We start from the raw sequence: 23029 nt of genomic DNA on the forward strand, positions 1-23029 counted from the left end.
GTAGCTATCTTTCCGTGAAAATGGCATTATGTGGTATTATTTTTCTCTTATTTTCCTTATTATTAGATCAGTTAGAAAAATTTATTCATAAAAATAAATATGGATTAACCATACATTTTTTATGATATAGAGTACCATTATTAAAAAATGATTAACTTACAATAACAAATTAATAATCTATGGGAGGTCAACATTCTCTGAGAGGCTATTTAGTTCAGTCCCTCATTACAGTTATCGATTCACTAAATAGCAATGACTGGAGTTCAGTAACTTTAGAACCCAATAAAGAATCAGAAAAAGTTGATATCAGATGGATGTATCCAAACGGAGAGAAAAAAGTTGTACAGGTAAAATCGTCAATCAATATTTTCAAATATTTTAAAGTTCAACAGTGGTGTACAGAATTGGAAAAAGAAACTCCAGATTCAACATATTATGAACTAACGTTAGTTGGGCATCCTGATGCAAAACTTAATGGTTTAGATAAAATAGGAAATGTTACAATTGCTCCCTTTAAAGCGCTTAATATGGATTCATTATTAGATGAAGCCTCTGTTAAAATCGATAAATTTTATGAAGTTCATGGCAAATCAAAGATTACTGCTTCAGTCAGGGAACTGCTTGTTAAGGTATTAATACAGGAAATGAATTTCAATGCGATCAGTGGTAAAGAAATTCTTAAAATAGAATTTGAAGCATTACTCCTGGAATGGATTGAAACTATTGAGAAACAGATTGCCTTAAATCCGTGGAGTTTATTTGCGCCGCCTCATAGTGGTGAGCATGTACAATTAGGAAATAGAATTGTTGAAAATATCTTTGAATTGGTAGGTTGGAATAATTTTAACAGAAATGAAACTTATCAGGAATATGACGAGTATATAGATCAAGAGGTAACCTATACATTGGATTTCAGAGGTGAAATTGAGAGTGGTCTTATGGATAATACCGATGATTTTATCATGGTGAATGTAGAGCATGATATTCTTTATCCTGAGGAACCCAAGGAAATTGTATATTCCCATATCGAAAAAACAAAAATATTCTCGAATCACTTTAAAAATGAACACAAAATACCTGTAGACCGAAACGAAGAGACAAAAATATACAGCATTCTTTTCCTGTTGAGCTCTGATAATAAACAGCTTGGTGAAGACTTTATTTATGAGTCATATGAATATTTTAAAAGAGAAAAGTTAGAGGATGACATACAATATTTAATGGTTGATAATGCTCATGCTACATTTTTGATTAGTTCAATCATATCTGCGAAAAATTATAGACAGGAACTTCCGGTAAAATTTTTATATCCAATTACAGACTTAAATTCAAGTCCTGGTAAAATTGGTAAAAGAGGACTTCAATTGCCTCCTCAATATATTAATTCATCAGTAATACCTATTGTTAAAGAATCACATGATAAGATCAGTATACTGCTGTACTGTTCGGATAATTTTAGTCCAGATTATCTGAAAAAATTAATCTGGCTTACGATAAGCCTCACAAGTGGTTATGGAAATGAATATAAAATATATTTCCCAGATTATGACAATAATTATGAAAATGACGTTAGAGATGTAGTTCGTTCGTTCAATGACGCAGAACTCATAGCAAAGCTTAAGGTCGAAAAGTTTCAGAGAGTTGACTCTGAAGCCATAAGTAATATAAGTAGTAATCAGTCATTGCTAAGTAATGAAGTCTATAATGAAACAGTTCTTCCAGCCAAAGATTCGAGTAAAATATTAAATAAAGCTTTTATTGAAATTTTGCCTTATGGGGATATACTGAAACCTTTTCTTAAAACAGATGCCATTCTACCAAATGATCTTAAAATATTTTTATCGAAAAGAGGTTTATTTGTAAAAAGTGCAGACAAGAAAAAATTGATAACAGCAATTACTCCAATTTTATTCAGTCCAAGAGAATTGGAAGATTTTAAGGAAATGATTGATATAAAGGAAAAAACCTCGAAAACATCACAAGATATCTTTAAGCTAACAACTAAAAAAACTGTAGAAGAAGTTGTAAAGGAGCTTGCTCCTATAAATATCAAAGAAGTCACAAAAAATACCAATACTAAAATATTAGGGACTCCAAAATTTCAGAAAAATCCCGCAAGACCCAACGAATTTATTCTTGAGGTAAAAACAGAGAAAAAAGATCCAACAAATTACCTATCTGTTAATACTTTATATGGGAAAATATCAATTTCTTGTAGAATAGATAATGATAATCTATTTATTAATTCTATTAAAACCACAACTGCAGATGATAAATTGATTGCATCAAGAATAGTTGCAGCAAATAAAAGTTCATTGTTAAATAAAAAAATTATTGAAAATGATTCTGTACAACTACTTTTTAGTCGTTTCGGAAACAACCAAGAGAGGGTAAATTTTTTACTGAGCTTTTCTAATATTTCAGATACAGTTCTATTTTCGGAAGCCGAAATACAGAAAATAAAATATAAATTTGACAAAAATCAAAGTATCCCGGAAAGTTTAAAAGACAGATCTGAACGTGATATTGTCACTTATCTTAATGGAAAGGATTTAGGAGGATTAGTAGATATATCTGACGAAGAATTTAAAAAATTACTTTTGTTAGACGAGGTTGAGGTTCACTATAAGTATAACTGGCAAAATATTAAAAACGGATGGTATTCTGTGAAATACAATTTTTCAAATTCTTTGTATAATAAAAAAGGGGTTGAGGGTGTGTTCAGGTCAGAGCCATATTTATATCTTTCCGATCATGTAAAGAAACTTTCTAATATAGAGAGACTAAGGAAAGATTTAGCAGACGCAATTGAAGACTTAAAAATTGCAAAACTTAAAGAATATAATATTATATAATGGATTTTTCAAACAGCACAATATTTAAATCAATAGCACACGAGGTAGGAAACAAATTTCGAGATGAGGGGATTGTTTATTCGGATAATGATATAGAACTTCAGGATAATGATACACAAATATTGTTTACCAGATACCTTTTAAGTTCATTTAAGGAAGGTGAGTTCTATAATTTTTCTCATGCTACCGACTTACAGATGAATGAAGTGTATGTATATGTATCTAATATATTTCAGAAACCTAATGAATTTGTACAGCAATCCAAGAATATTGCCTTGCATTTATATAATGAATCAACACACCCAAAAGTCAATAAAGGCGAACTCTACATTGTATTTTTCAAAGAATGCAGAATTCAAGATGAAATAGTAGATGGACTAGGAATTTTCAAATCTGAAACAAAAGATAACTATTTAAAAGCAAAAAAACAGGAAGACAACTTTATTCTGGTTTCCGAAAAAGGGGTAAATGTAGATAAACTTGATAAAGGATGCATTATTTTTAATACTAATAAAAATAATGGATTTAAAATAACACTTGTAAATAGCTCTAGGTCAGAGGAAGCTCAATATTGGAAAGAAAGATTTTTGCAATTATCACCTATAAATGATGCTTATCATTCTACCAAGAATTATTTATCATTAACAAAGGCATTTGTTACAAAGCAACTCGCCAATGATTTTGATATAAATAATGCGGAAAAAGCCGAGGTTTTGAACAAATCGGTTGCTTATTTTAAAAATAATAGTCAATTTTCAGAGAAACAATTTGCTTCTGAGGTGTTTGCGGACCCACAGATGGCTGATTCATTTAAACAATTTAAAAATGAATATCAACAAGAAAGAGAGTTTGATTTAACTGATGATTTTGAAATCTCTCAGCAAGTAGTTAAAAAACAAGCCAAGGCTCTTAAAAGTGTTATCAAACTCGATAAGAATTTTCACATCTATATTCATGGCCAAACTGAACTAATTGAAAAGGGATATGATGAAGCTACAGGGAAGCATTTTTATAAAGTTTTCTTTGATAATGAATCCTAATTTTCACTTATTATCGAGCTTCATAGAGAAAAGCCTCATATTGTTACAAATGGTCATTATTTAGTTTAGACTTGACTTGAACCAAATAGTTATTTATATCCAGTGATATGGTTTGTCTTTACGATTGAAATAGCAATATAATTCCTCTTTCTTTAGAAAGGGGAAAAAGGCTATTACACGATCAATTGCAAAATCAGGTAAGAAATAGATCTCATTACGAATGGTATTAATCACTTTTTCATGACCATAGAAGCGAATAATTTCGTCTATCTCATCTTGTCCCCCTCGTTCGACAATACGGGATATAACAGTTTTATAGGCTTGTTTAAAGTCCATTGCATCAATGTCAAATTCCCAAAAAAAAGATTTGCTAATATTTGGCATATTCTTTTCCATAGCCTTTTTTATTTACATAAATTTATTGTTTTTAAGCGAAATGCACAAATATTTAGCGGCGAAAACCTTTGCGTTTTTGTTGTTGAGGAATATCCGTTTTTATTTTTTGGACATACTCAAATTTTTTATCGGGTGATACGACTGCTTTTTTGAGACGATCACGTATCGTTGTCCAATTATTATCCCGATTGTTCAACAGAGAAATTTTTTGATGCATATCGACCTGATCATGATAAAGGAGTGCCATACTTGCCAGAGAATGACTTGTATCATATTTATTTTCATATGTATTCAGATAAGTTTGCAGAGGATGATACTCCAAAAGAAAATACATATCGATGAAATCTTTGATTCTTTCACCACTCCGCATAATGGCATTGAGTTTCATAGCGCCGATATCCTCCAATGAAGCCAGCCTGATTCCTTCTGTAGTTTTAATTTCACACTGCCAAGGGTACTGATGGGTAATACAATCCACTTTAATACCGTCAATTTCCATAAGAACAGCATTCTTAAAAATGTGTCTTTCAACAGCTCCATAATTTTTGACCAGATATTCTTTCATTTTTTGAGAGTCAAATGGGCTTATACTAAACAAATCGATATCAATACTTAACCTGTGTCCTATTTGAAGACTGAGTGCGGTACCTCCTACTAGGTTAAATTCCTCAAACATCTTGTCTTCCATTAATTGTTCAAGAAGAATCCACATTTCTTTACTGACTGTTTCTTTATATAACATAGTGATATTTTTCAGGGAAATTAATCGCCCTTAGTATCCACTTCAGTTATATGGAAGTTTGTGTCCTCTCTTTTCTGATATTGTCCTACCTCTACATAAAAAGTTCTTATTTCTGAAATAAGTAAAATGTAAAGTTTTATAACCTGTAATTTTTTTTACCAAAATGCTTTTATAGTAAAATACTTTTATTGCAAAATGCTTTTATAGTTGTAAAAGCGTTTCGCAAGTATATCAACAATTTATATTACAACTTTTAAAAAATATTTTAATATTACTTGCCTTTTTTACAAAATTTTAGAGAGTTATGGTTAGGAATTTCGACGCCAAATAGAGACATAAACTACTATAGTTCCCAATCTGAAAAAACAGTATCGTATTTTCTTCATCATTCAAATACGATAAAAATGAACTGTAAACAATTAAATTCCATAGGGCTGGAAGAAGTCCTCGCTTTTCTCGGACACCTTCCAACCCGCCAAAATGAAAAAGAAGCATGGTATATCAGTCCTTTTGGGCCTGAATCCCATGCCTCTTTTAAAGTTGACAGGCCGAAGAACCTCTGGTACCTCTTTTCAGAAGGAACTGGCGGCACAACGACCGATTTTATCCAGAAATATTTCCAAACATCGGTAAAAGGAGCCCTCGAATGGACATCCGGTAAAAATTTTTCTTCTTTTCACCAGCAAACAAAGACACTAAAATCCAATCCTAATTACCGTATAGACAGGATTACGGATATTTCACATCCTAATCTTTTATCCTATCTCCATGATCGGGGTTTAAGTGAAAAGGTATATCCATTTATTAAAGAATTATGGTTTACCACCAACAATAAACAGTTTTATGCAGTAGGGTTTAAGAATAATTCTGAGGGATGGGAACTTAGAAACGCTTTTTACAAAGGTGCTTTGCTTAAAAAGGATATTTCCCTTTTACCTTTCTTTTCGAATGCTGGGTCAATCCGTGGAAACGAAACCGGAAACAACATCCCTAACCGGAAAGTGGCCGTTTTTGAAGGCTTTACCGATGCCCTGTCCTTTATTGAAATGCAGAAATCTTTCGAGGGGGATCTGCTGGTATTAAATTCTACAGCAATGCTTAAAAAGACTTTAATGGTGCTTGATTCCTATTCAGAAATCAGCCTGTTTTTGGATAATGATCCCAAAGGCAGAGAATGCACTGAGCATATTCTAAAGGTTTACCCACACGCCAAAGACTTTTCTCACCTCTATTCAGATCATAAAGATCTGAATCAGTACCTCATAGCTAAAAGACAGCAGCATGCTCATGATACAATCAATACGCAGATAACAACGGCAGCGAAAAACGGGCATGCAGAAAAACAGGAATCGTGCAAAGAAGAAACAAACAGGATAAAAAAAGGGATGCGCAGAAGAATGTAGCACTGTGCTTTTTTACAAACTGTCTGCAAAAGTTAGGAGCTCATTCGCAACTTTGAAAGTCCTTTCGTCCTAACAAAGTTGCTGCTTCGCTCTGTGAGACTTTTGAATCGGTATGATGAATCTGAGCTTAATTGATAATTTCTCTTATTTATAGCAATTAAACCTCTATAGGACGAAATAATATTGAGTGGAATGCTGTTCTCTCTGTTTTCTGTTTCAATTTTCGTCCGATTAGATATTCATTGTAAAATAGTATATAATAAATTTTGCATCTTTTTTCCTTTCGCGAATGCTTCGCTCTTAAACAACTTATTAATTAATGCGACAAGTTTTGTCGCTGTCAGGAGATAAATTTACACCAGAATAAAAATTAAAATTAGTATCACTATATAAAGAGAATTTAATAATAAATAGTACGGTCTATGTTAGATTACATTTTTTGATTTTAATATCTTAAAAAGTGTTAAATTTGCGCAGTTTCAATAAACTAATAATAACTCAGAAAATAGCATTTGAATGAAAAAATTCTATATCGGTGCACTCACTTTATGCACTGTCTTGGGTATCTCTGCCCAGGAAGTGATATGGCAGAAAGACATCAAATCCTCAACCCAGGATTTTCTAAGCCAGATTACCACAACCATTGATCAGCAGTATCTTATCACAGGAAGTTCAATACAGTCTAAAAGCCAGTCGCAAGCGGCTGGCAGCCAGAAGCAAAATAACGGTTATGATTTTCACCTGATAAAGCTAAACCAACAGGGAGAAGAAGTCTGGGAAAAGTATTTCTCAGGCTCTAGCCATGATTATTTGTCAGCAACAGTTACCACGCAGGATGGTGGCTTTCTTTTAGCCGGTACTTCTTATTCAGGGAAAGGGTTGGATAAGAAAGATGATTCCAAAGGGGGATCAGATATCTGGCTGATCCGGATCAATGAATTCGGTGATGAACTATGGCAGAAGACTTTAGGAAGTTCTTCAGATGAAGAGGCCAGAGCTGTGATTCAAACTACAGATTTGGGATTCTTTGTTGCAGGAAATATACAGAATGCCTCAAAAGGATATGGTTCCAAAGATGTCTTCATTACTCGACTGGATAAAGATGGGAAAGAGCTATCCCAAATAATCTTAGGAGGAAAAGGTTTAGATGAAGTAGAGAAGATGATTCCTACGAGAGATGGCGGAGCATTGCTTGGAATTTATTCCAGAAGTTTAGTTGGAGGAACAAAGAAAACTGAAAACTTTGGTGAGGGAGACTACTGGATCTTGAAGCTTGACAAAAACGGAAGGGTTGAATGGGAAAAGAACTTTGGAGGGAAAGGAGATGACCATTTGAGAACACTTGCCTTAACTTCAAATGGCTTTGTCATTGGTGGAGAATCCAGATCAGAAAGATCAGGAAATAAAACGGTTGGCCTTGAAGAAGGATCAGACCTATGGCTGATATCATTAACTGAAAGAGGTGAACAGCAGTGGCAGAAATCCTACAATTTGGGGAATCGTGATATTCTGATGAGTATGAGCATTCTTCACTCGGCAGATGATAAATCTTCGAAAGGAATCTTATTAGGTGGCTATACCCAGGCAGAAGGAAGAATAGAAACCGATGATGAAACCTTCTGGATGCTGTATTTAGATCAGAATGGTACTGAGCAGTGGAGAAAACATATCAGAGGAGAATCCAGAAAGAAAGAAGAAAGGCTTTCTGACGTAAAACTCAACAGAGATGGTTCTATTATTTTGGCCGGAACCAGTGCAGAAGAATTGGGTAAAGAGAACTGGAAGATTGTAAAGCTTGGAGACAAGCAGGTGGATCAGTTAATCGAGAAGTATGATATCAAGATCTATCCGAACCCAGTTTCAGATTATGCTTATGTAGAAATTGGCTTTGATTTTAAAGATGCTGATATTCTGTTGTATGATATGAGCGGAAGACAGCTTCAGAGTCTGAAAACCAAGAACAGAGTAACTAAGATTAATACCCAGGCACTGATTCAAGGTGCTTATCTGGTGACTGTAAAAACGGATAACAATAAAATGGCGAATACTAAATTAATTAAGAAGTAAACACAACTTATGAAGAAAATATTTTTACTCGTAATATGCATATTAAGCTATAATGTATATTACAGCCAATCACAAAGCCACAATGTGGGAGTTACCCAGCCAGTTCCTTCTGTATCGTCATTAACTACCTACAAAAATGTTCCAGTCTCTTTGCAAACAGGAGTTCCCAATATATTATATCCTTTAATTAATCTGCCAACGAATAATAAATTTGTCAATATTAACCTTGGGCTGAGTTATCATGTAGGAAACATTTCCAAAGACAGCTGGGTAAGTGAAGTAGGAAAAGGATGGTCAATTTTGGGATCAGGGGTTATTTCCAGAGAAATTTTATATGACTTTGATGAGGTATTTGATGATGCAACCTTCCATCATTATATAAAAAATGAATTTGATGATATTTATAATTTTAATATCCCGGGAGAATCCGGGAAGTTCAGAATTGTAAGGAACGTTGCCGGGAATACTTTTGGAATAATAGCATTAAGCCCCTATACTTCCAAGATCGAATATACTCGAACAGACAATACCGCTACATTAATCCTGGATTCTTTCACGATAACCAGCGACGAGGGAATTAAATATAAGTTTCAGGACTATAACATTTCAATGATGAATGTATGGCATTGGGATCACCCGAGTTTGGGAAGCTATTATGTTGATAAAACATATAGAAGTGCATTTTATTTAACCTCTATATTAGATGAGAATGATAAGGAGCTGGTAAAATATACGTATCTGAAAGATATAAAATATATTACCGGAACCCAGGCTACAGAATCCCAAACTAATAAACTGAGCCGTATAGATGTAAAAGACCGCGGAACTGTAGAAATTAATTATACCAAAAATAAATTAGTCAATAAAAAGAATGATATCTTCAGCATCGATAATATTATTCTGAAGAATACAAGAAATGCATTTATTAAAAAATATAATTTTAATTACTCCTATAATTCTGATCGTACTTTAGATTCTTTTATTCAGGTAGATAATAATGAAAATGCTATTGAAAAAACAAGTTTTGACTATCAGGGATACAGCTTACCTTCAGGTGGAAGTCAGAGTTATTTCAATAAATTAAGAATAAAACTGCCTACAGGTGGGGTTTCCGAATATAATTTTGAAGATATCCCATATGCATTTAAGGATTCGCTCACTACGGTTATGCCTCCGCAGGTTGATATTGCCAGTGTATCCTTTAATCAGTTTAATGCCAATACAAAAAAATATTTCTTTACAATTCCCCAGGATAAAGCATTAAATATAGAAATCAACGCAAATCAGATTTCAGGCTACCCCTGGTCATTAACTTTTTCAAAAAAAGTCGGAGATAATTATAATATAATGCCCTATACAGTAGGACCTATAGTTGATGCAGACCCAAATTACCCAACAATACAATCCAGAACACTTACCGCAGGTGAATATTATGTTACGTTATCATCTGTAGTTCCCAATGCAACGTTTAGTGGTTCTGTAAATTTCAGGGCATTCTACTATGATGGGGCTCCTTCTGAGGTTACCGTCAAAGTTCCTACTGCATCCGCATTAAGAATTAAAAATATTAAATCCTTTGATCTGGATTACAATAATGTAAACAATGCTTCAGTTCCGTCAGGAATTGAAGAATATGAGTACAATACATTTGATGACCCTGCTGTTTCAAGTGGCTATTTTGTAGATGGGGGTAGTGTATTAGGAAAGTCAGAAAATGGCTTAGTACCTGCTAATCCTGTAACAATTTATAAAAATGTAAAAGTTTCTCACGGAGGTAATACAGGATATACCAAATATTATTTTAAAACAGTAGATGCTTACCCGACACAGTCTACTGAGGAACCTAATCGACCATTATGGCCTAATTATAATATTATGAGGGAAGGTCTTCTGGATAAAAAAGAAGTATACAATGCTGCCAATCAAAAACAGACAGAAGATAATTTTGAATATACTTTTGAGGAATTTCCTGGTCCCAGATACCTGGTAGCTCCTATAAATTTAGGGGCTAACTTTTTTCTGAAAACGGCTTGGATCAAAAATCAAAAAGTAATTTCAAAAAGCATATTTAATTCTGGGAGTATTCAAACTACTACTGAAACAGTAAAATATACAAGCAATTATAAAACAAGTCTGGAAAAGAATACTTCCTTTGACGGAAGTATTCAGGAAACCACGTATAAATATGCCTTAGACAAAAACAATCAAAAGCTCATTGATGCCAATATGCTAGGTCTTCCGTTAGAAATCACTACTATAACCAAGAAAAACGCTTCTGATGCAGGAAAATTACTATCAAGAGCAGAAACTAAGTATGATAATGCTGGAAACAAATATCCATCTTCAGCTGTTTCTTATGATTCTCAAAACAGCTTGGATTCCGAAGTCATCTTCAGCCGTTATGATGCAAAAGGAAATTTAGAAGAGTATACCGCCAAAGACGGAATAACGATTTCTGTGGTTTGGGGCTACAACAAAACACAGCCTATTGCGAAAATAGAAGGAGCAGCATACAGCCAGATCGCTCCGTATGTTTCTGATATCATCAGTAAATCTGATCTGGTGGTAGTTTCCGAACAGGATCTCCAGAATTCCCTTGATGCTTTCAGGAATAATGTTAATTTAAGCAATTACCAGATCACTACCTATCTGTTTGATTCTTTAAACAGAATGAAAACCATGACCCCTCCGACGGGAGTTCGTGCCGTTTACCAGTATGATGCGGCAGGAAGATTGGAAAAAGTAGAAGATGAAACAGGAAAAGTACTGAAGAAATACGAATATAACTACGGACATTGATCATGAAAAATGAGCATTTAAAAACAAGAATTCAGCTTCCTGACTTCTCATTCCTAACCTCTAGTATTTCAATTGAGATGAAAAAAATACTCTTACTATCCAGCCTTTTTTCTGCAGTCTTTTTAGAGGCTCAGAAAACAACTACGGAAAACTATATATCCACTACAGATTGTCTGAATGAAGACTGCAGTAAAAAAACAGAAACAGTACAATACTTTGACTTTCTGGGAAGACCCAAACAGGTTGTGAATGTGAAAGCAACACCTTTAGGAAAAGATATAGTAACGCCTGTTGTATATGATGACCTGGGGAGGCAGACTAGAACCTATCTTGCGGTTCCTCAGAGTTCCACTTCCAATGGAGCTGTTTATCCTCAGACTCCTGGAATGGTTCCTTTTCCTGTGGCTGATGCTACTGGTATCTACACCGGTGAGAAAACCTATACAGAAAAAATTCTTGAAAATTCTCCGTTAGAAAGGGTCTTACAACAGAAACCGGTTGGAAATGACTGGAATGGGAAAGCTGTAGTATTGGATTATGATCTCAATATCCCTGCCGATCATGTCAAAAATTATCAGGTAACAGTCAGTTGGGATCCAACGGAAAAACTTTACAAAAACGAATTACAGTACACGGTCGCAGAATATGCAGCCGGTAAGCTTGTTAAAAATACGGTTACCGATGAAGATGGGAATAAAGTGGTTGAGTTTAAAGATGCCACCGGCCAGACCATACTTTCCAGAAAAGTAATAGATGCTGTAAAAAGTGCAGATACTTATTATGTATACAACGATTATAAACAGCTGGCTTATGTGATCCCGCCACTCGCTTCAGATGCAACCTTGAATTCGGCAGCAGTTGATAACATATGTTATCAGTATAAGTATGACAGCAAAAACAGGTTGGTAGAAAAAAAACTTCCCGGTAAAGGTTGGGAATATATGGTGTATGACAACCAGAACAGGCTGATACTGTCCCAGGATGCTGTTCTGGGAAGTACCCAGAATAACTTTGCGGTCAAAGGCTGGATGTTCTCCAAATATGATGAGTTCGGAAGAGTTGTGTATACTGGTTTCTTTGCGAGTACAGCTTCCAGAATTATTATACAGAACACAATTAACAATATGTCTGCCAATCCGGGAAATAACGAAAAAAGAAATAATACGACACCAATTATCCAGAATGGTGAAAACATTTATTATACAAAAGCGGCATTTCCAACGGAAAGTATGACCATTTTAACTGTCAATTATTATGATACCTACCCAACTCTTCCCTCCGGAGTCACCACACCTGTTTCCATTATGGGCAAACCGGTATTGAAACAGCCTGGACAAGGCACGACTTCTGTAAATACTAAGGGTCTTTTGCTTGCCTCTTACATCAGAAATGTGGAAGATAATGCCTGGACAAAAACCTTTAATTATTATGATGAAAAAGGGAGAACTATAGGATCATATGCCCAAAATCATCTGGGAGGATATACCAGAACAGAACTTGATATTGATTTTGCCGGGGTCACCAAACAGAGCAAAGCGTATCACAAAAGACTTTCCTCTGATCCTGAAAAGGTAATCACCCAGATTTTCACCTATGACCAGCAAAACAGATTGTTGGTTCATAAACACCAGGTGGATACCAGTCCTGAAGAAATTCTGGTACAAAATGAGTATAATGAACTATCACAATTAAAAAACAAAAAACTGGGCGGAACAAGCCCTACACAACCCTTACAAAGTATCAACTATACCTACAATATCAGAGGATGGCTGACCAAAATCAATGATCCGTCCAATCTTAACGGAAAGCTGTTTGGGTATGAAATGAGATATTTCAATCCTGTGAACCCGAATATTGCACCGGGAAAATTTACAGGAACGATCACGGAGATCGACTGGAAAAATGCTTCTGAAAATGTGCTGAAACGGTATAACTATGCTTATGACAGACTCGGCAGGCTTCTGGATGCTGTCTATTCTGAACCCAATGCCACCGCTCCTTTTAACAACAATTACAATGAACACCTGACCTATGACCTGAACGGAAACATTAAAACCTTGAAAAGAAATGCTTTCCCTTCAAGCGGAGGCACCACATCTGCTCAGGTGGATGACCTGATCTACAATTATACAGGAAACCGTTTAACAAAAGTGACGGAAAATGCCCTGAATGACACAGGATATGAAGGTGGAAACAACACCATTTCCTATGATCTGAACGGAAATATGAAAGATATGCTGGACAAAGGCATCCAGTCGATTCAATACAACCATCTTAACCTTTCCAACGGGTATAGCATGCAGGAGACCAATGTATTGGGGCAGCTGCTAAACAGTACGATGAGTTATCTTTACCGTGCAGACGGAACCAAGCTCCGTAAAACCTATTCCAGCACTCCGCCAAGAGGATCTACTACCACCCGTATTACAGATTATCTGGACGGCTTCCAGTACAGCTATACGGAAGGAGGTGGAATATGCCTTGAATGCAGAACAGAAAGTGCCTATGAACAGCAGGCTTATAAAAATGCATCTCTTGTATTTCCGGGAACACCAATTCCGGAGTGGAAGCTGGATTTTGTAGCTACCGCAGAAGGCTTTTACAGTTTCACGGAAAACCGCTATATTTACCAGTACAGAGACCACCTTGGAAATGCCAGGGTAACCTTTGCCAAAAGCAGCACAGGCGCTCCTGAAATTATTGATACCAACAACTATTATCCATTTGGGCTGAACCATATCTCAGGATCGTTCAGCACATCTAACTTTGGAAGTTTTTACAGCTATAAATATAATGGTAAAGAACTTCAGGAAACCGGGATGTATGATTACGGAGCAAGGATGCTGATGCCTGATCTGGGAAGATGGGGGGCTATGGATGCCATGTCTGAGAAATACAGTGCATGGAGTCCTTATAATTATGCCATCAACAATCCTGTGATGGTGATTGATCCGGATGGGAATGATATTTCTTATTCAGGGGAAGCAGCACAACAGGCTTTCCGAGCGTATGTAGCAACAATGTCTACAAGTTCTGAAACTTCAGGAAGTTTGGGAGAAAGCTTTTCAAGGCCAATGTTTCAATTTCCTAAGGGACAAGAAGAGTACTATCAGAAAACATATCCTGCTTTTTATAATTTTGTGAAGAATCAGTTACCTAATATTATTAAAGATTCTAACTTCTTACAAGCATTTATGGATATAACAGGGATGAGCCAAGAAGAAGTGACTAAAGCATTCACTTATGGACAAGGACCAACACTCCATGATTGGGATATCGATTTTACTAATGGGCAATATGATTATGCTATGTCACATGATAAAGATGATTTGAATAAAATCTCAATTAGTAATAATGTATTAAATTGGTTTGAAAAAGCTAATAAAGATTCAAATTCAATTGAGGGAATTACAAATTTATTTTTTATGAGTGGGATAATTGGTCATGAAGGAGCACATTGGGGACACAACATAAAAGGTAATTCATCTATGAATGACTTTTTAAATATTTTTAATGGAGAACATGGAGAGGCTTTTGAATTTAGAATTTTTAAAAATGATTTTAGAGGAATTGAGCCAACAAAAGGATATTTGCAACTTGGACAAATAAATGCAGTTCCTTATAATCTTACTCAATACGTAAAAATACATTTTAATACATTATCTAAAATATTTAATCCTTAATTATGAAAAACAAAATTGCATTTTTATTAATAATAATAAATTTAAGTATTGCATCAGGTCAAAGTGCTAAAGCTAGAACTGACAGTGGAGATATTTCTTTTAGAGATCAATTTTTTAATAATCCTTCTGTCATTTACAATTTAAAAAAAATTACGTCAGGTAATCAGATAAACATATTAGATTCTAAGAAATTAGTCAGTGATAAACCATTAAGCTTTAAAAATAATGTTGAAGATCCCACAATAAACATTGCTATTGATAAAAATGACTTCATCAATTATAATATTCAAGAATGTATTGTAAATGAAGATTTAGCTTTTGTCGTTCTTTGGGAGTATGGGAAAAATAGGGCGCTTTGGTTTTTTCTTAATAAAGGTAAAAAAACAAAAAAATGGTATTTAATTGAAGTACTAGAAAAAACAACAAGATAAAAGGTTTACAGATCTTTGTTACAGTATATAGAGTATATTAAATATAGATAATTTCCAATGTTATCAACTATATTTAAATCTTATCAATATGTTAAAAAAAACATCTTAATAGTTTGTTCAGTATGTGCTATATCATGTGCAACAAATAATAATAGAAATGAATTCAATAATTACTTATTATCTGATAAATTGACTATACATTTTCTAGAACAATATGCTAATAATAAAGTTAACATTTCTGATCCTAAGGGTTTTATAAAAAATAGAAAAGAAATTTCATACACTATTGATAATACTAAAGTCAGTATTGTGAGCAAGAATGAGTTAGTAGACTTTATACTTGTAGAGTATGTTTTAAATAAAGACTTAGCTTTCCTAGCATTTTTAAAAAAGGGAGAAAATAAAGTAATATGTTTCCTATTTAATAAAGGAAAACATAAAGGGCAATGGATGCTAATTGAAAAATTTGAGAAATCAAATGTATAAAATTGAAGTCAAGAAGAGATTTTAAAATTCGATTAAAACTTTATTTTTTCAACAATTTAATAATCCGTATCTATACAGATGCGGATTTGTTTTTTAACAGATTTAGTGGCCAATGAGTGAAAACTTTAGCCAAGTAAATCTTATTATCTAAAGATATTGATAATGTGAACTATTTTATTGTCTTGAAAACATCTATCAATTTTAAAGCAGTCAAAACAGATTCCGAAGCGCACAATTTCAGAAGAAAGACTTTTGATTATATAAAAACGGATCTTACCGGAAAAAATGAGTACTGGATAGGAGATAAAATTTCACAGAGGTTTAAGTTAATAGAAGCATATTGCAAGGAAAAGTCTGGAAGGAAATTACAAAAAAATGCTTTACCAATTCGTGAAGCTGTAGTTTTAATTAAAGAAAATACAACAATGCAGGATTTACATAAACTTTCTAAAAGGCTTGAAGAAGAACTAAGAATAAGAATTTTTCAAATTGCCATTCATAGGGATGAAGGACATTATGATAAAGATTCAAAGGAATGGAAACCCAATTATCATGCTCATTTAGTAGCTGATTGGCAGGATTTAGAAACTGGAAAAACATTGAAGCATCAATCCTTTCACTATTCAAAAATGCAAGATATTACGGCCGAATGTCTGGAAATGGATAGAGGTGTTTCAGGTTCTAAAGTACGGCTTGAAGCCATAGAATTTAAAATTCAAAAAAAAGAAGAAGAACTTTTGTTGCTAAACAATAGAATAACTGAGATAAAAGCAACACTCAATTCTAAAAGGTGTGAAGATCTTATAGTAAAAGAAAATGATTTCTTAGGCTTTCGTAAAATCAAAACAGATAAAACGATTGAAAACTACGAGAGAGTTTTTAAGTCATATAATATAGAACTGTTTAAAAATAAAGAAAATCTTCAATCCAAAACTAAAATAATAACTGAGCTTCAACAAAAGAATATTGAGCTAACTAAAGAAGTATCACTATTGAAAAACAAGCTGTCATTTATTTTGTCTAATGTTACTGCATACACGAAAGACAAGGAGATTTATTTCAATTCAGTGAAAGATACCATTATAAAGGCCATAAAGTTTGAAAAATTTAAACAGCCTAAATTATTCGATACAACCAAAGAAAAAATTATAGCAATACTTGACAGTATTTGTAAACAAGTTTCTGAAAAAAATAATATTCCTTTTTCATCACTGGAGGAGATTTTTAAAAATCCTGACAGCAGCTTAGAAATCTTTTCGTTATTGAATTTTGATAATCATGGGATACACTATAATACCGAAGATATTCCGGTTCAACAAAAAAGGAAAAAGATAAAAAGGTCCCAGTAGAGCTGGTAAAAATTCATAAAAGAAAACAAAGGTATTGTTTCAGATTTTTAAAAGACAAGTTCAAGTCCAAAGGATATGCTAAAAAATCTCCACCTTGCAGGTAGTATTTTACATCATAAACTTGCTTTTTAAAATCTTCCAAAATGAATTTTGCCTTTCTTTTTTTCCTTTTTCTTTTGAAAAATACATTTAGTAGTCACAGAGTTAGTTAGTAGCTCAAAATTCTTTGGAAAAGACACATCTAAAGGACTATTTTTTCCTTGAGAATCATATAAACACCTTATTTCTTTAACCCTTCAATATTCGTATATTATTTAAAAAATTGTTCATGTAATTTTTCTATTCTCTTATGTGTCAAAATCAAAAAAGTCCTTAATAGAAATTCCTGAGAGATTATAAAATATGCAATTTGTGAGAAATTAATATTAGAGCGCTTCTATTTTTATGACTTCATTATGAACCACCTTAGTACCACTTTCATTCAGAGTTTGTTTAATGGTAACTTTTATTTTATCATATCTGGGCGTTGGAAAGTCTAACAATTGAGAGATATTATCAAAATCGAAAGCTTTTGCAAGTAAAGTAATATGTCTAGTAGAATATTTATGTCGTTGAGTATATGATTCAACATTTCCTACAAATGTTTTTGAAGCCCCCATTAATAAACTTAGCTTTTCTTTGGTAATATTTTTTAATTTTCTCAAAGTTTTGATATGCTCTATTAAATCCAAATCAAATTGAGTTGTTTCAAATTGAATAATCTTTTCCATTTATTATTTTTTTTATCCAACATGTTGGATATTTAAATATTATTCTTATCTTTGCTTTAGCGATTTGATAATTATGCCAATTGGCATTAATTGACGATGTTTTCTCAGCTCAAAACGACCAATTCCCAACTGAGATGACCGTGATATCGCTCCATGTCTAAAAGTTCACTAACTTTGCATACGGCATGAGGGCGGTTCTCACGTTAATTTGTGGTTGGAACTTTTAAATCTTACGGTTTAAAAGTTGGGTTGGTCGCCCATGAGCCCAAAACGTGTGACCGCTCCTTGCTTTTTTACAAGGAAATTTTTCATACAGAAAATATCGTTCTATACCAATATTTAAAATAGTTAATATGAGAACGAAATTGTCCAACATCCCAATTAAGGAACCACCAGCAGGTTAATCCACTATTTTCAATAAAAAGACCATTAGCTCTATACCTAACATTAAAGTGAGGTATGTTTCAACATGGATTTACAAAATACCCCAGCTCCTAAAGTCGGTTATCTTTTAATCTCTCACCTTAAAAGTAGTATTTTGTGCCACAACTACCAAATTTTGATGCTGTAAAGGTAAAGGAATAGGGGTATAGAGATGTTTTTTAGGCGAAAAAAACATTACTGATATCAATCAAGATCCAAGCCTAAGAAAGAAATTACTCCCCCTAGTGGGTAGAGAAAGCAACTAGTTATGAGATTAAAAACTTAAAACCAGACAAATTTTTGCCAATAGTCCATAAAATCTCTAAAGCTCGGTATATCACAATAGAAAATTTGGATATCAGATTGAAATCCTTCCAGCAATAAATTATTTAAAATACGCTGCTTATGAAACCAACAGATTCATTACCATTGCCCCGGATGTTGAATGATCAGCAGCTATACGAACTGCTAAAAAAAGGAAATCCGACCTCTTTAGAACATATTTATTTACGATACAAAAGACTTCTTTTGTGGCTCGGAAGACAAATGGTCGACGATGATTTTGTTGTGGAAACGCTTGTGCAGGATACCTTTCTCAAACTTTGGTTACACCGTAATACCATTGAAACTCCAAATCATATTCTTGGCTTTTTACGGTTCGTTCTGAAAAGAGACTGTATAACCTATTTCAATACTCCTAAAAATAAATTCGCACGCTTAACGGCTTCACTTGAAAGTTTTGAGAATTATCAGGATTACCTTGTCGGATATGATCCTATGCAAGACAAGGAACATCTTCTACGTCAGGAATTCGATCAAAAAGATTTTGATGAAGTTAATAAGGTTTTAAAGGTGATAAACCCCAAAAGAAAACACCTAATAGAACTTTGCCTTGAGTATGGCTTCCGGTATAAACCAATTGCAGAAGCAATGGGAAGCAGTGTCAAAGATATTAGCAATGAGGTGAGTAGAGCTATAGATGATTTAAGGAAAATCTTGAAGATAAATTCTAATGAAGAGCCACCTATAACATCTCAGAAAAATAGGGTTCATCAAAATGAACTCAGTAGTCAACAAATAGAAATTATGAACAGAAGATTTGAACAGAAATCTTCATTTGCAGTCATTGCACGAGAACTCAAACTTTCCGAAAAGGAAGTGCATCGGGAGTTTGTTTATGTCTACCAATATTTACAGAATCGAAACAACTCTCAAATCCCTTTTTGAAATGGAAAAATCAACGATTACACTTACCCGAAAAATTCAGCTGCTGATTGACGTTACTTCCAATGAAAAAAACGAAATGTGGGAAAAGCTATACCGTTATCAGAACCGATGTTTCCGAGCGGCTAATTTTATTGTTTCCCATCTGTATGTTCAGGAAATGATTAAGGATTTCTTTTACTTCACTGAAGAAATCCAATACAAGCTGGCCGATGTAAACAAAGATCAAATGGGAATATTTACACGTTCAAAAACAAGCACAACTGCACGCACGGTTTTTGACCGATTCAAAGGAGAAATCCCTACCGATATTCTGGGAAGCCTGAACAATACGATTCAATCAACCTTTTCTAAGAACAAAGCTGACTACTGGCAGGGCCTAAAGTCTTTGAGAAACTTTAAAAAGGACATTCCCATTCCACTTCCGGTTAAATGCATCAGCAAAATGAAGTATGATCCTGAAAAGAAAGCATTTTGCTTCAACATGTTTGCTATTCCGGTTAAAACATATTTAGGAAAAGACTTTTCTGATAAGCGTCTAATAATGGAGCGTCTTTTAAGGGGGGAAATAAATCTTTGCACATCACAGATTCAGCTGAAAGCCGGAAAAATCTATTGGCTCGCAGTATTTGAATTTGAAAAAGAAAAACACCTTTTACAACCTGAAATCATCGCTGAGGCTTGCTTATCTCTGGAACATCCTATAGTTGCAAAAGCCAATAATGTGCGCATCAATATTGGTACAAAAGAAGAGTTTTTATATCGCAGGCTTGCTATTCAGGCAAGTCAGAAAAGGATTCAAGAAGGTATAGCTTTTGCCCGTTCAGGAAATGGAGCCAAACGCAAACAGAAAGCACTGTATAAAACAGAGAATCTGGAAAGCAAATATGTAAGTCATCGGCTTCATGTGTACAGTCGACAGCTGATAGATTTTTGCATGCGCCAGCAGGCAGGCACACTTGTTCTTAAAAATCAGGAAGATAAAATTGGTATTGCGAAAGATAATGAATTTGTGCTTCGTAATTGGAGTTATTATGAATTGCAGACCAAAATAAAATACAAAGCCGAAAAAGCTGGTATCGAATTAATCATTGGATAGCTGAAAAAATAATGAGGGTGCTTGTACACCCGTAGGGTGAGGCTATAAGCACTCACTAAATACTTTAGTAGTATATACAACGGCGTGGGCTCTTTTTTATATGTATAATATGGAGCAGAAGATACATAAGAGAAAAAACATTAAACGTTTTACAATGATGTTTTGAATAAAGCAAGAGGCTTTAGCTCTTGACTCGGGTGATGACTGCAATCAGAAGAAATTTCTTTGCTCGAAAAAGGTAGAGATCGATGAAGATCTCTTCATGGCTATATATGGATAGTAATCCATTGAAATGTACATAAGGTGAAACCTACAATTCTTTTGTGGGCGGAAATACTAGCTTTAAAATAAAGCCATTAAAAGACATAGACATTCCTTCAAAGCCGAATAAAATTATTATTCAATTTCGCTAATAATTTTATTTGAAATTTATACAGAGTGTTGGAGGACAAGAAAATAAAAAAAATACCTACTGAGGAGGTGATAGAATTCTTTCAAAACGAAGGCATGGAAATAACCAAGGAAGAGGCAGGACTGATCATGGAGTTTCTGTACACTCTTACCTTGGCTGTTATTAGACAGTATTTTGGTTCTGAATAATGTATTTCTAAAGCTATCCTCTAATATTTACTAAACATGAAAATTATGAAGGTAGCAGATTTATACATCCGTGTTTCTACTGATGAACAGGCAGACAAAGGATATTCACAAAGAGATCAGGAGGATCGTTTAAAAAAATATTGTTCATCTAATAATATCTCTATTGGACAAATCATCTACGAAGACCATTCCGCAAAATCATTTAACCGCCCCGGATGGATAAGACTTTTAACTACACTTAAAAAGAAAAGTTGTAAGACAAACCTTATCCTATTTACTAAATGGGACCGCTTCAGCCGTAATGCAGGGGATGCATATCAAATGATAGGTACACTTGCAAAATTGGGAATAGAACCACAGGCTGTTGAACAGCCTTTAGATCTTTCTATTCCAGAAAATAAAATGATGCTCGCAATTTATTTGGCAGCGCCTGAAGTCGAAAATGACAGAAGGGCGCTTAACGTGTTTTATGGAATGCGTAGGGCAAAAAAAGAAGGAAGGGTTATGGGAAAAGCACCATTTGGCTATGCTAACAAAAGCAGAGAAAATGGTGAAAAATATATTGTACTGCAAGAACCTGAAGCATCAGCAATGAACTGGGCTTTTAATGAGATTGCAAAAGGGGTATTGGCCTCTAATCAAATCAGAAAAAGGGTCAATGAATTAACAATTAAAAAAGTGAGCAGAACATCTTTTCATGTCGCAATAAGAAATCCCATATACTATGGAAAAGTATTTTTAGAGAAACACAAAGATGAAGAAGCACATTTTGTAGATGGTCAGCATGAAGCTTTAATCAGTGAGGAGCTATTCAACAGAGTGCAAGAAATACTGGATGGTAAAAGGAGACTCCAGCGGCCTAATACTAAAATTCTTTCAGGTGAGCATTTTCCATTACGGGGTTTTTTGGTATGTCCTAAATGTGGAAAAAATATTACTGCAAGCGCTTCAAAAGGGAGAAATAGCAGATACTACTATTATCATTGCAATGCAACCTGTGGATTCCGCCATAGAGCAGAATTGGTCAATTCAGTTTTTGAAGAAGGATTAAAGCAATTGGAAATGACTGAACCTGCAAAAAAGCTTATAGAAAAAGTATTTCTGGATAACTATCAGAAGTTTATAAAAGCTCCACAGGATGAAAGAAAGAAAATATCTGAAGATATTGACAGATTGAATTCAAGGATTTCTTTGGCGAGAAATAAACTACTTTCCGAAGTAATCACCGATGAAGAATATCTTGAAATAAAAAAAGAATATAAAGAACAGATTGAAAAACTGGAAGGGCAACTAAGTGAAAAACCGATAGAAAATAAAGTAGATTTACCAAGGCTACTGGAAAAAGCACTAGAAACGCTTACAAATATCTGGAAAGTCTATACAGAAGGGGATATTGCAGTTAAGCGACAAATTATTGGTTCGATTTTTCCTGAAAAACTTGAATTTGACGGAAATCATTATCGAACCACAAGAATTAATGCTGTAACTCACTATATCTTTCAGATTAACAATGGATTATCACAAAATAAAAACAGGAGAAACGATAATAATAATCATTTCTCCTGCTATGTAGACCCACAGGGATTCGAACCCCGAATGACGGTACCAAAAACCGGAGTGTTACCGTTACACTATAGGTCTGTTTTATTTTGGTGGTGCAAA

14 protein-coding genes, 1 tRNA gene and 1 pseudogene are annotated in these 23029 nt (G+C 34.1%); 12 read left to right on the forward strand and 4 right to left on the reverse strand.

Annotated elements, in window-relative coordinates; genetic code table 11:
- The first annotated feature begins 179 nt into the window (after positions 1 to 179).
- Positions 180 to 2855, forward strand: a complete 2676-nt coding sequence (locus SFA27_RS03520; protein WP_407296355.1) for a hypothetical protein — start codon at positions 180 to 182, stop codon at positions 2853 to 2855.
- Positions 2855 to 3895 carry a nucleoid-associated protein gene (locus SFA27_RS03525; protein WP_407296358.1) on the forward strand — a complete coding sequence of 347 codons (1041 nt, stop codon included), beginning with the start codon at positions 2855 to 2857 and terminating at the stop codon, positions 3893 to 3895. Before SFA27_RS03520 ends, SFA27_RS03525 begins: the two co-directional genes overlap by 1 nt.
- 93 nt (positions 3896 to 3988) lie before the next feature.
- Here the strand turns inward: SFA27_RS03525 and SFA27_RS03530 are convergent, their stop codons facing one another.
- Positions 3989 to 4291, reverse strand: coding sequence for a DUF6922 domain-containing protein (locus SFA27_RS03530; RefSeq protein ID WP_407296361.1), 303 nt, complete (start codon positions 4289 to 4291; stop codon positions 3989 to 3991).
- A gap of 52 nt (positions 4292 to 4343) precedes the next feature.
- Positions 4344 to 5033, reverse strand: coding sequence for a nucleotidyl transferase AbiEii/AbiGii toxin family protein (locus tag SFA27_RS03535; RefSeq protein ID WP_407296363.1), 690 nt, complete (start codon positions 5031 to 5033; stop codon positions 4344 to 4346).
- A gap of 404 nt (positions 5034 to 5437) precedes the next feature.
- Between SFA27_RS03535 and SFA27_RS03540 the strand changes: the two genes are divergently transcribed.
- The 7 genes from SFA27_RS03540 to SFA27_RS03570 all read left to right on the forward strand — a co-directional run bounded on the left by SFA27_RS03540 (position 5438) and on the right by SFA27_RS03570 (position 17251).
- On the forward strand, positions 5438 to 6436 hold the full coding sequence (locus SFA27_RS03540; protein WP_407296366.1) for a toprim domain-containing protein: 999 nt from the start codon (positions 5438 to 5440) through the stop codon (positions 6434 to 6436).
- A 516-nt stretch (positions 6437 to 6952) separates the two neighbouring features.
- Entirely contained in the window at positions 6953 to 8503 is a 1551-nt protein-coding gene (locus tag SFA27_RS03545; protein WP_407296368.1) for a T9SS type A sorting domain-containing protein, read from the forward strand.
- A gap of 9 nt (positions 8504 to 8512) precedes the next feature.
- Entirely contained in the window at positions 8513 to 11302 is a 2790-nt protein-coding gene (locus tag SFA27_RS03550; protein ID WP_407296371.1) for a hypothetical protein, read from the forward strand.
- Between the two features lie 77 nt (positions 11303 to 11379).
- Positions 11380 to 14985: a DUF6443 domain-containing protein gene (locus SFA27_RS03555; RefSeq protein WP_407296374.1), complete on the forward strand. Its 3606-nt coding sequence runs from the start codon at positions 11380 to 11382 to the stop codon at positions 14983 to 14985.
- Positions 14986 to 14987: 2 nt separating this feature from the next.
- Positions 14988 to 15416 carry a hypothetical protein gene (locus SFA27_RS03560; protein ID WP_407296377.1) on the forward strand — a complete coding sequence of 143 codons (429 nt, stop codon included), beginning with the start codon at positions 14988 to 14990 and terminating at the stop codon, positions 15414 to 15416.
- A 57-nt stretch (positions 15417 to 15473) separates the two neighbouring features.
- Positions 15474 to 15902, forward strand: a complete 429-nt coding sequence (locus SFA27_RS03565) for a hypothetical protein (protein ID WP_407296380.1) — start codon at positions 15474 to 15476, stop codon at positions 15900 to 15902.
- 182 nt (positions 15903 to 16084) lie between these two features.
- The gene (locus SFA27_RS03570; RefSeq protein ID WP_407296383.1) at positions 16085 to 17251 is read left to right on the forward strand and encodes a hypothetical protein; all 1167 of its coding nucleotides are present in this window, start codon (positions 16085 to 16087) and stop codon (positions 17249 to 17251) included.
- Between the two features lie 425 nt (positions 17252 to 17676).
- Here the strand turns inward: SFA27_RS03570 and SFA27_RS03575 are convergent, their stop codons facing one another.
- Entirely contained in the window at positions 17677 to 18021 is a 345-nt protein-coding gene (locus SFA27_RS03575; protein WP_407296385.1) for a helix-turn-helix domain-containing protein, read from the reverse strand.
- Positions 18022 to 18849: 828 nt separating this feature from the next.
- Here SFA27_RS03575 and SFA27_RS03580 point away from each other — a divergent pair.
- The 3 genes and pseudogenes from SFA27_RS03580 to SFA27_RS03590 all read left to right on the forward strand — a co-directional run.
- Positions 18850 to 19671, forward strand: a complete 822-nt coding sequence (locus tag SFA27_RS03580; protein ID WP_407296387.1) for an RNA polymerase sigma factor — start codon at positions 18850 to 18852, stop codon at positions 19669 to 19671.
- A gap of 1 nt (position 19672) precedes the next feature.
- Positions 19673 to 20767, forward strand: a complete 1095-nt coding sequence (locus SFA27_RS03585) for a hypothetical protein (protein ID WP_407296390.1) — start codon at positions 19673 to 19675, stop codon at positions 20765 to 20767.
- Positions 20768 to 21412: 645 nt separating this feature from the next.
- A pseudogene (locus SFA27_RS03590) lies at positions 21413 to 22354 on the forward strand (recombinase family protein); the annotation flags it as partial.
- A gap of 583 nt (positions 22355 to 22937) precedes the next feature.
- On the opposite strand, the gene SFA27_RS03595 reads toward SFA27_RS03590, so the two are convergent.
- A tRNA-Gln gene (locus SFA27_RS03595) sits at positions 22938 to 23008 on the reverse strand.
- Positions 23009 to 23029 lie beyond the last annotated feature (21 nt).

Origin of the sequence: Chryseobacterium sp. HR92 (genome assembly GCF_045689405.1) — a bacterium.
Classification (GTDB): domain Bacteria; phylum Bacteroidota; class Bacteroidia; order Flavobacteriales; family Weeksellaceae; genus Chryseobacterium; species Chryseobacterium viscerum_A.

Coding starts and splice junctions, on each gene's coding strand:
- SFA27_RS03520 (WP_407296355.1), top strand. CDS start 180: ATGGGAGGTCAACATTCTCTGAGAGGCTATTTAGTTCAGTCCCTCATT.
- SFA27_RS03525 (WP_407296358.1), top strand. CDS start 2,855: ATGGATTTTTCAAACAGCACAATATTTAAATCAATAGCACACGAGGTA.
- SFA27_RS03530 (WP_407296361.1), bottom strand. CDS start 4,291: ATGGAAAAGAATATGCCAAATATTAGCAAATCTTTTTTTTGGGAATTT.
- SFA27_RS03535 (WP_407296363.1), bottom strand. CDS start 5,033: ATGTTATATAAAGAAACAGTCAGTAAAGAAATGTGGATTCTTCTTGAA.
- SFA27_RS03540 (WP_407296366.1), top strand. CDS start 5,438: ATGAACTGTAAACAATTAAATTCCATAGGGCTGGAAGAAGTCCTCGCT.
- SFA27_RS03545 (WP_407296368.1), top strand. CDS start 6,953: ATGAAAAAATTCTATATCGGTGCACTCACTTTATGCACTGTCTTGGGT.
- SFA27_RS03550 (WP_407296371.1), top strand. CDS start 8,513: ATGAAGAAAATATTTTTACTCGTAATATGCATATTAAGCTATAATGTA.
- SFA27_RS03555 (WP_407296374.1), top strand. CDS start 11,380: ATGAAAAAAATACTCTTACTATCCAGCCTTTTTTCTGCAGTCTTTTTA.
- SFA27_RS03560 (WP_407296377.1), top strand. CDS start 14,988: ATGAAAAACAAAATTGCATTTTTATTAATAATAATAAATTTAAGTATT.
- SFA27_RS03565 (WP_407296380.1), top strand. CDS start 15,474: ATGTTATCAACTATATTTAAATCTTATCAATATGTTAAAAAAAACATC.
- SFA27_RS03575 (WP_407296385.1), bottom strand. CDS start 18,021: ATGGAAAAGATTATTCAATTTGAAACAACTCAATTTGATTTGGATTTA.
- SFA27_RS03580 (WP_407296387.1), top strand. CDS start 18,850: ATGAAACCAACAGATTCATTACCATTGCCCCGGATGTTGAATGATCAG.
- SFA27_RS03585 (WP_407296390.1), top strand. CDS start 19,673: ATGGAAAAATCAACGATTACACTTACCCGAAAAATTCAGCTGCTGATT.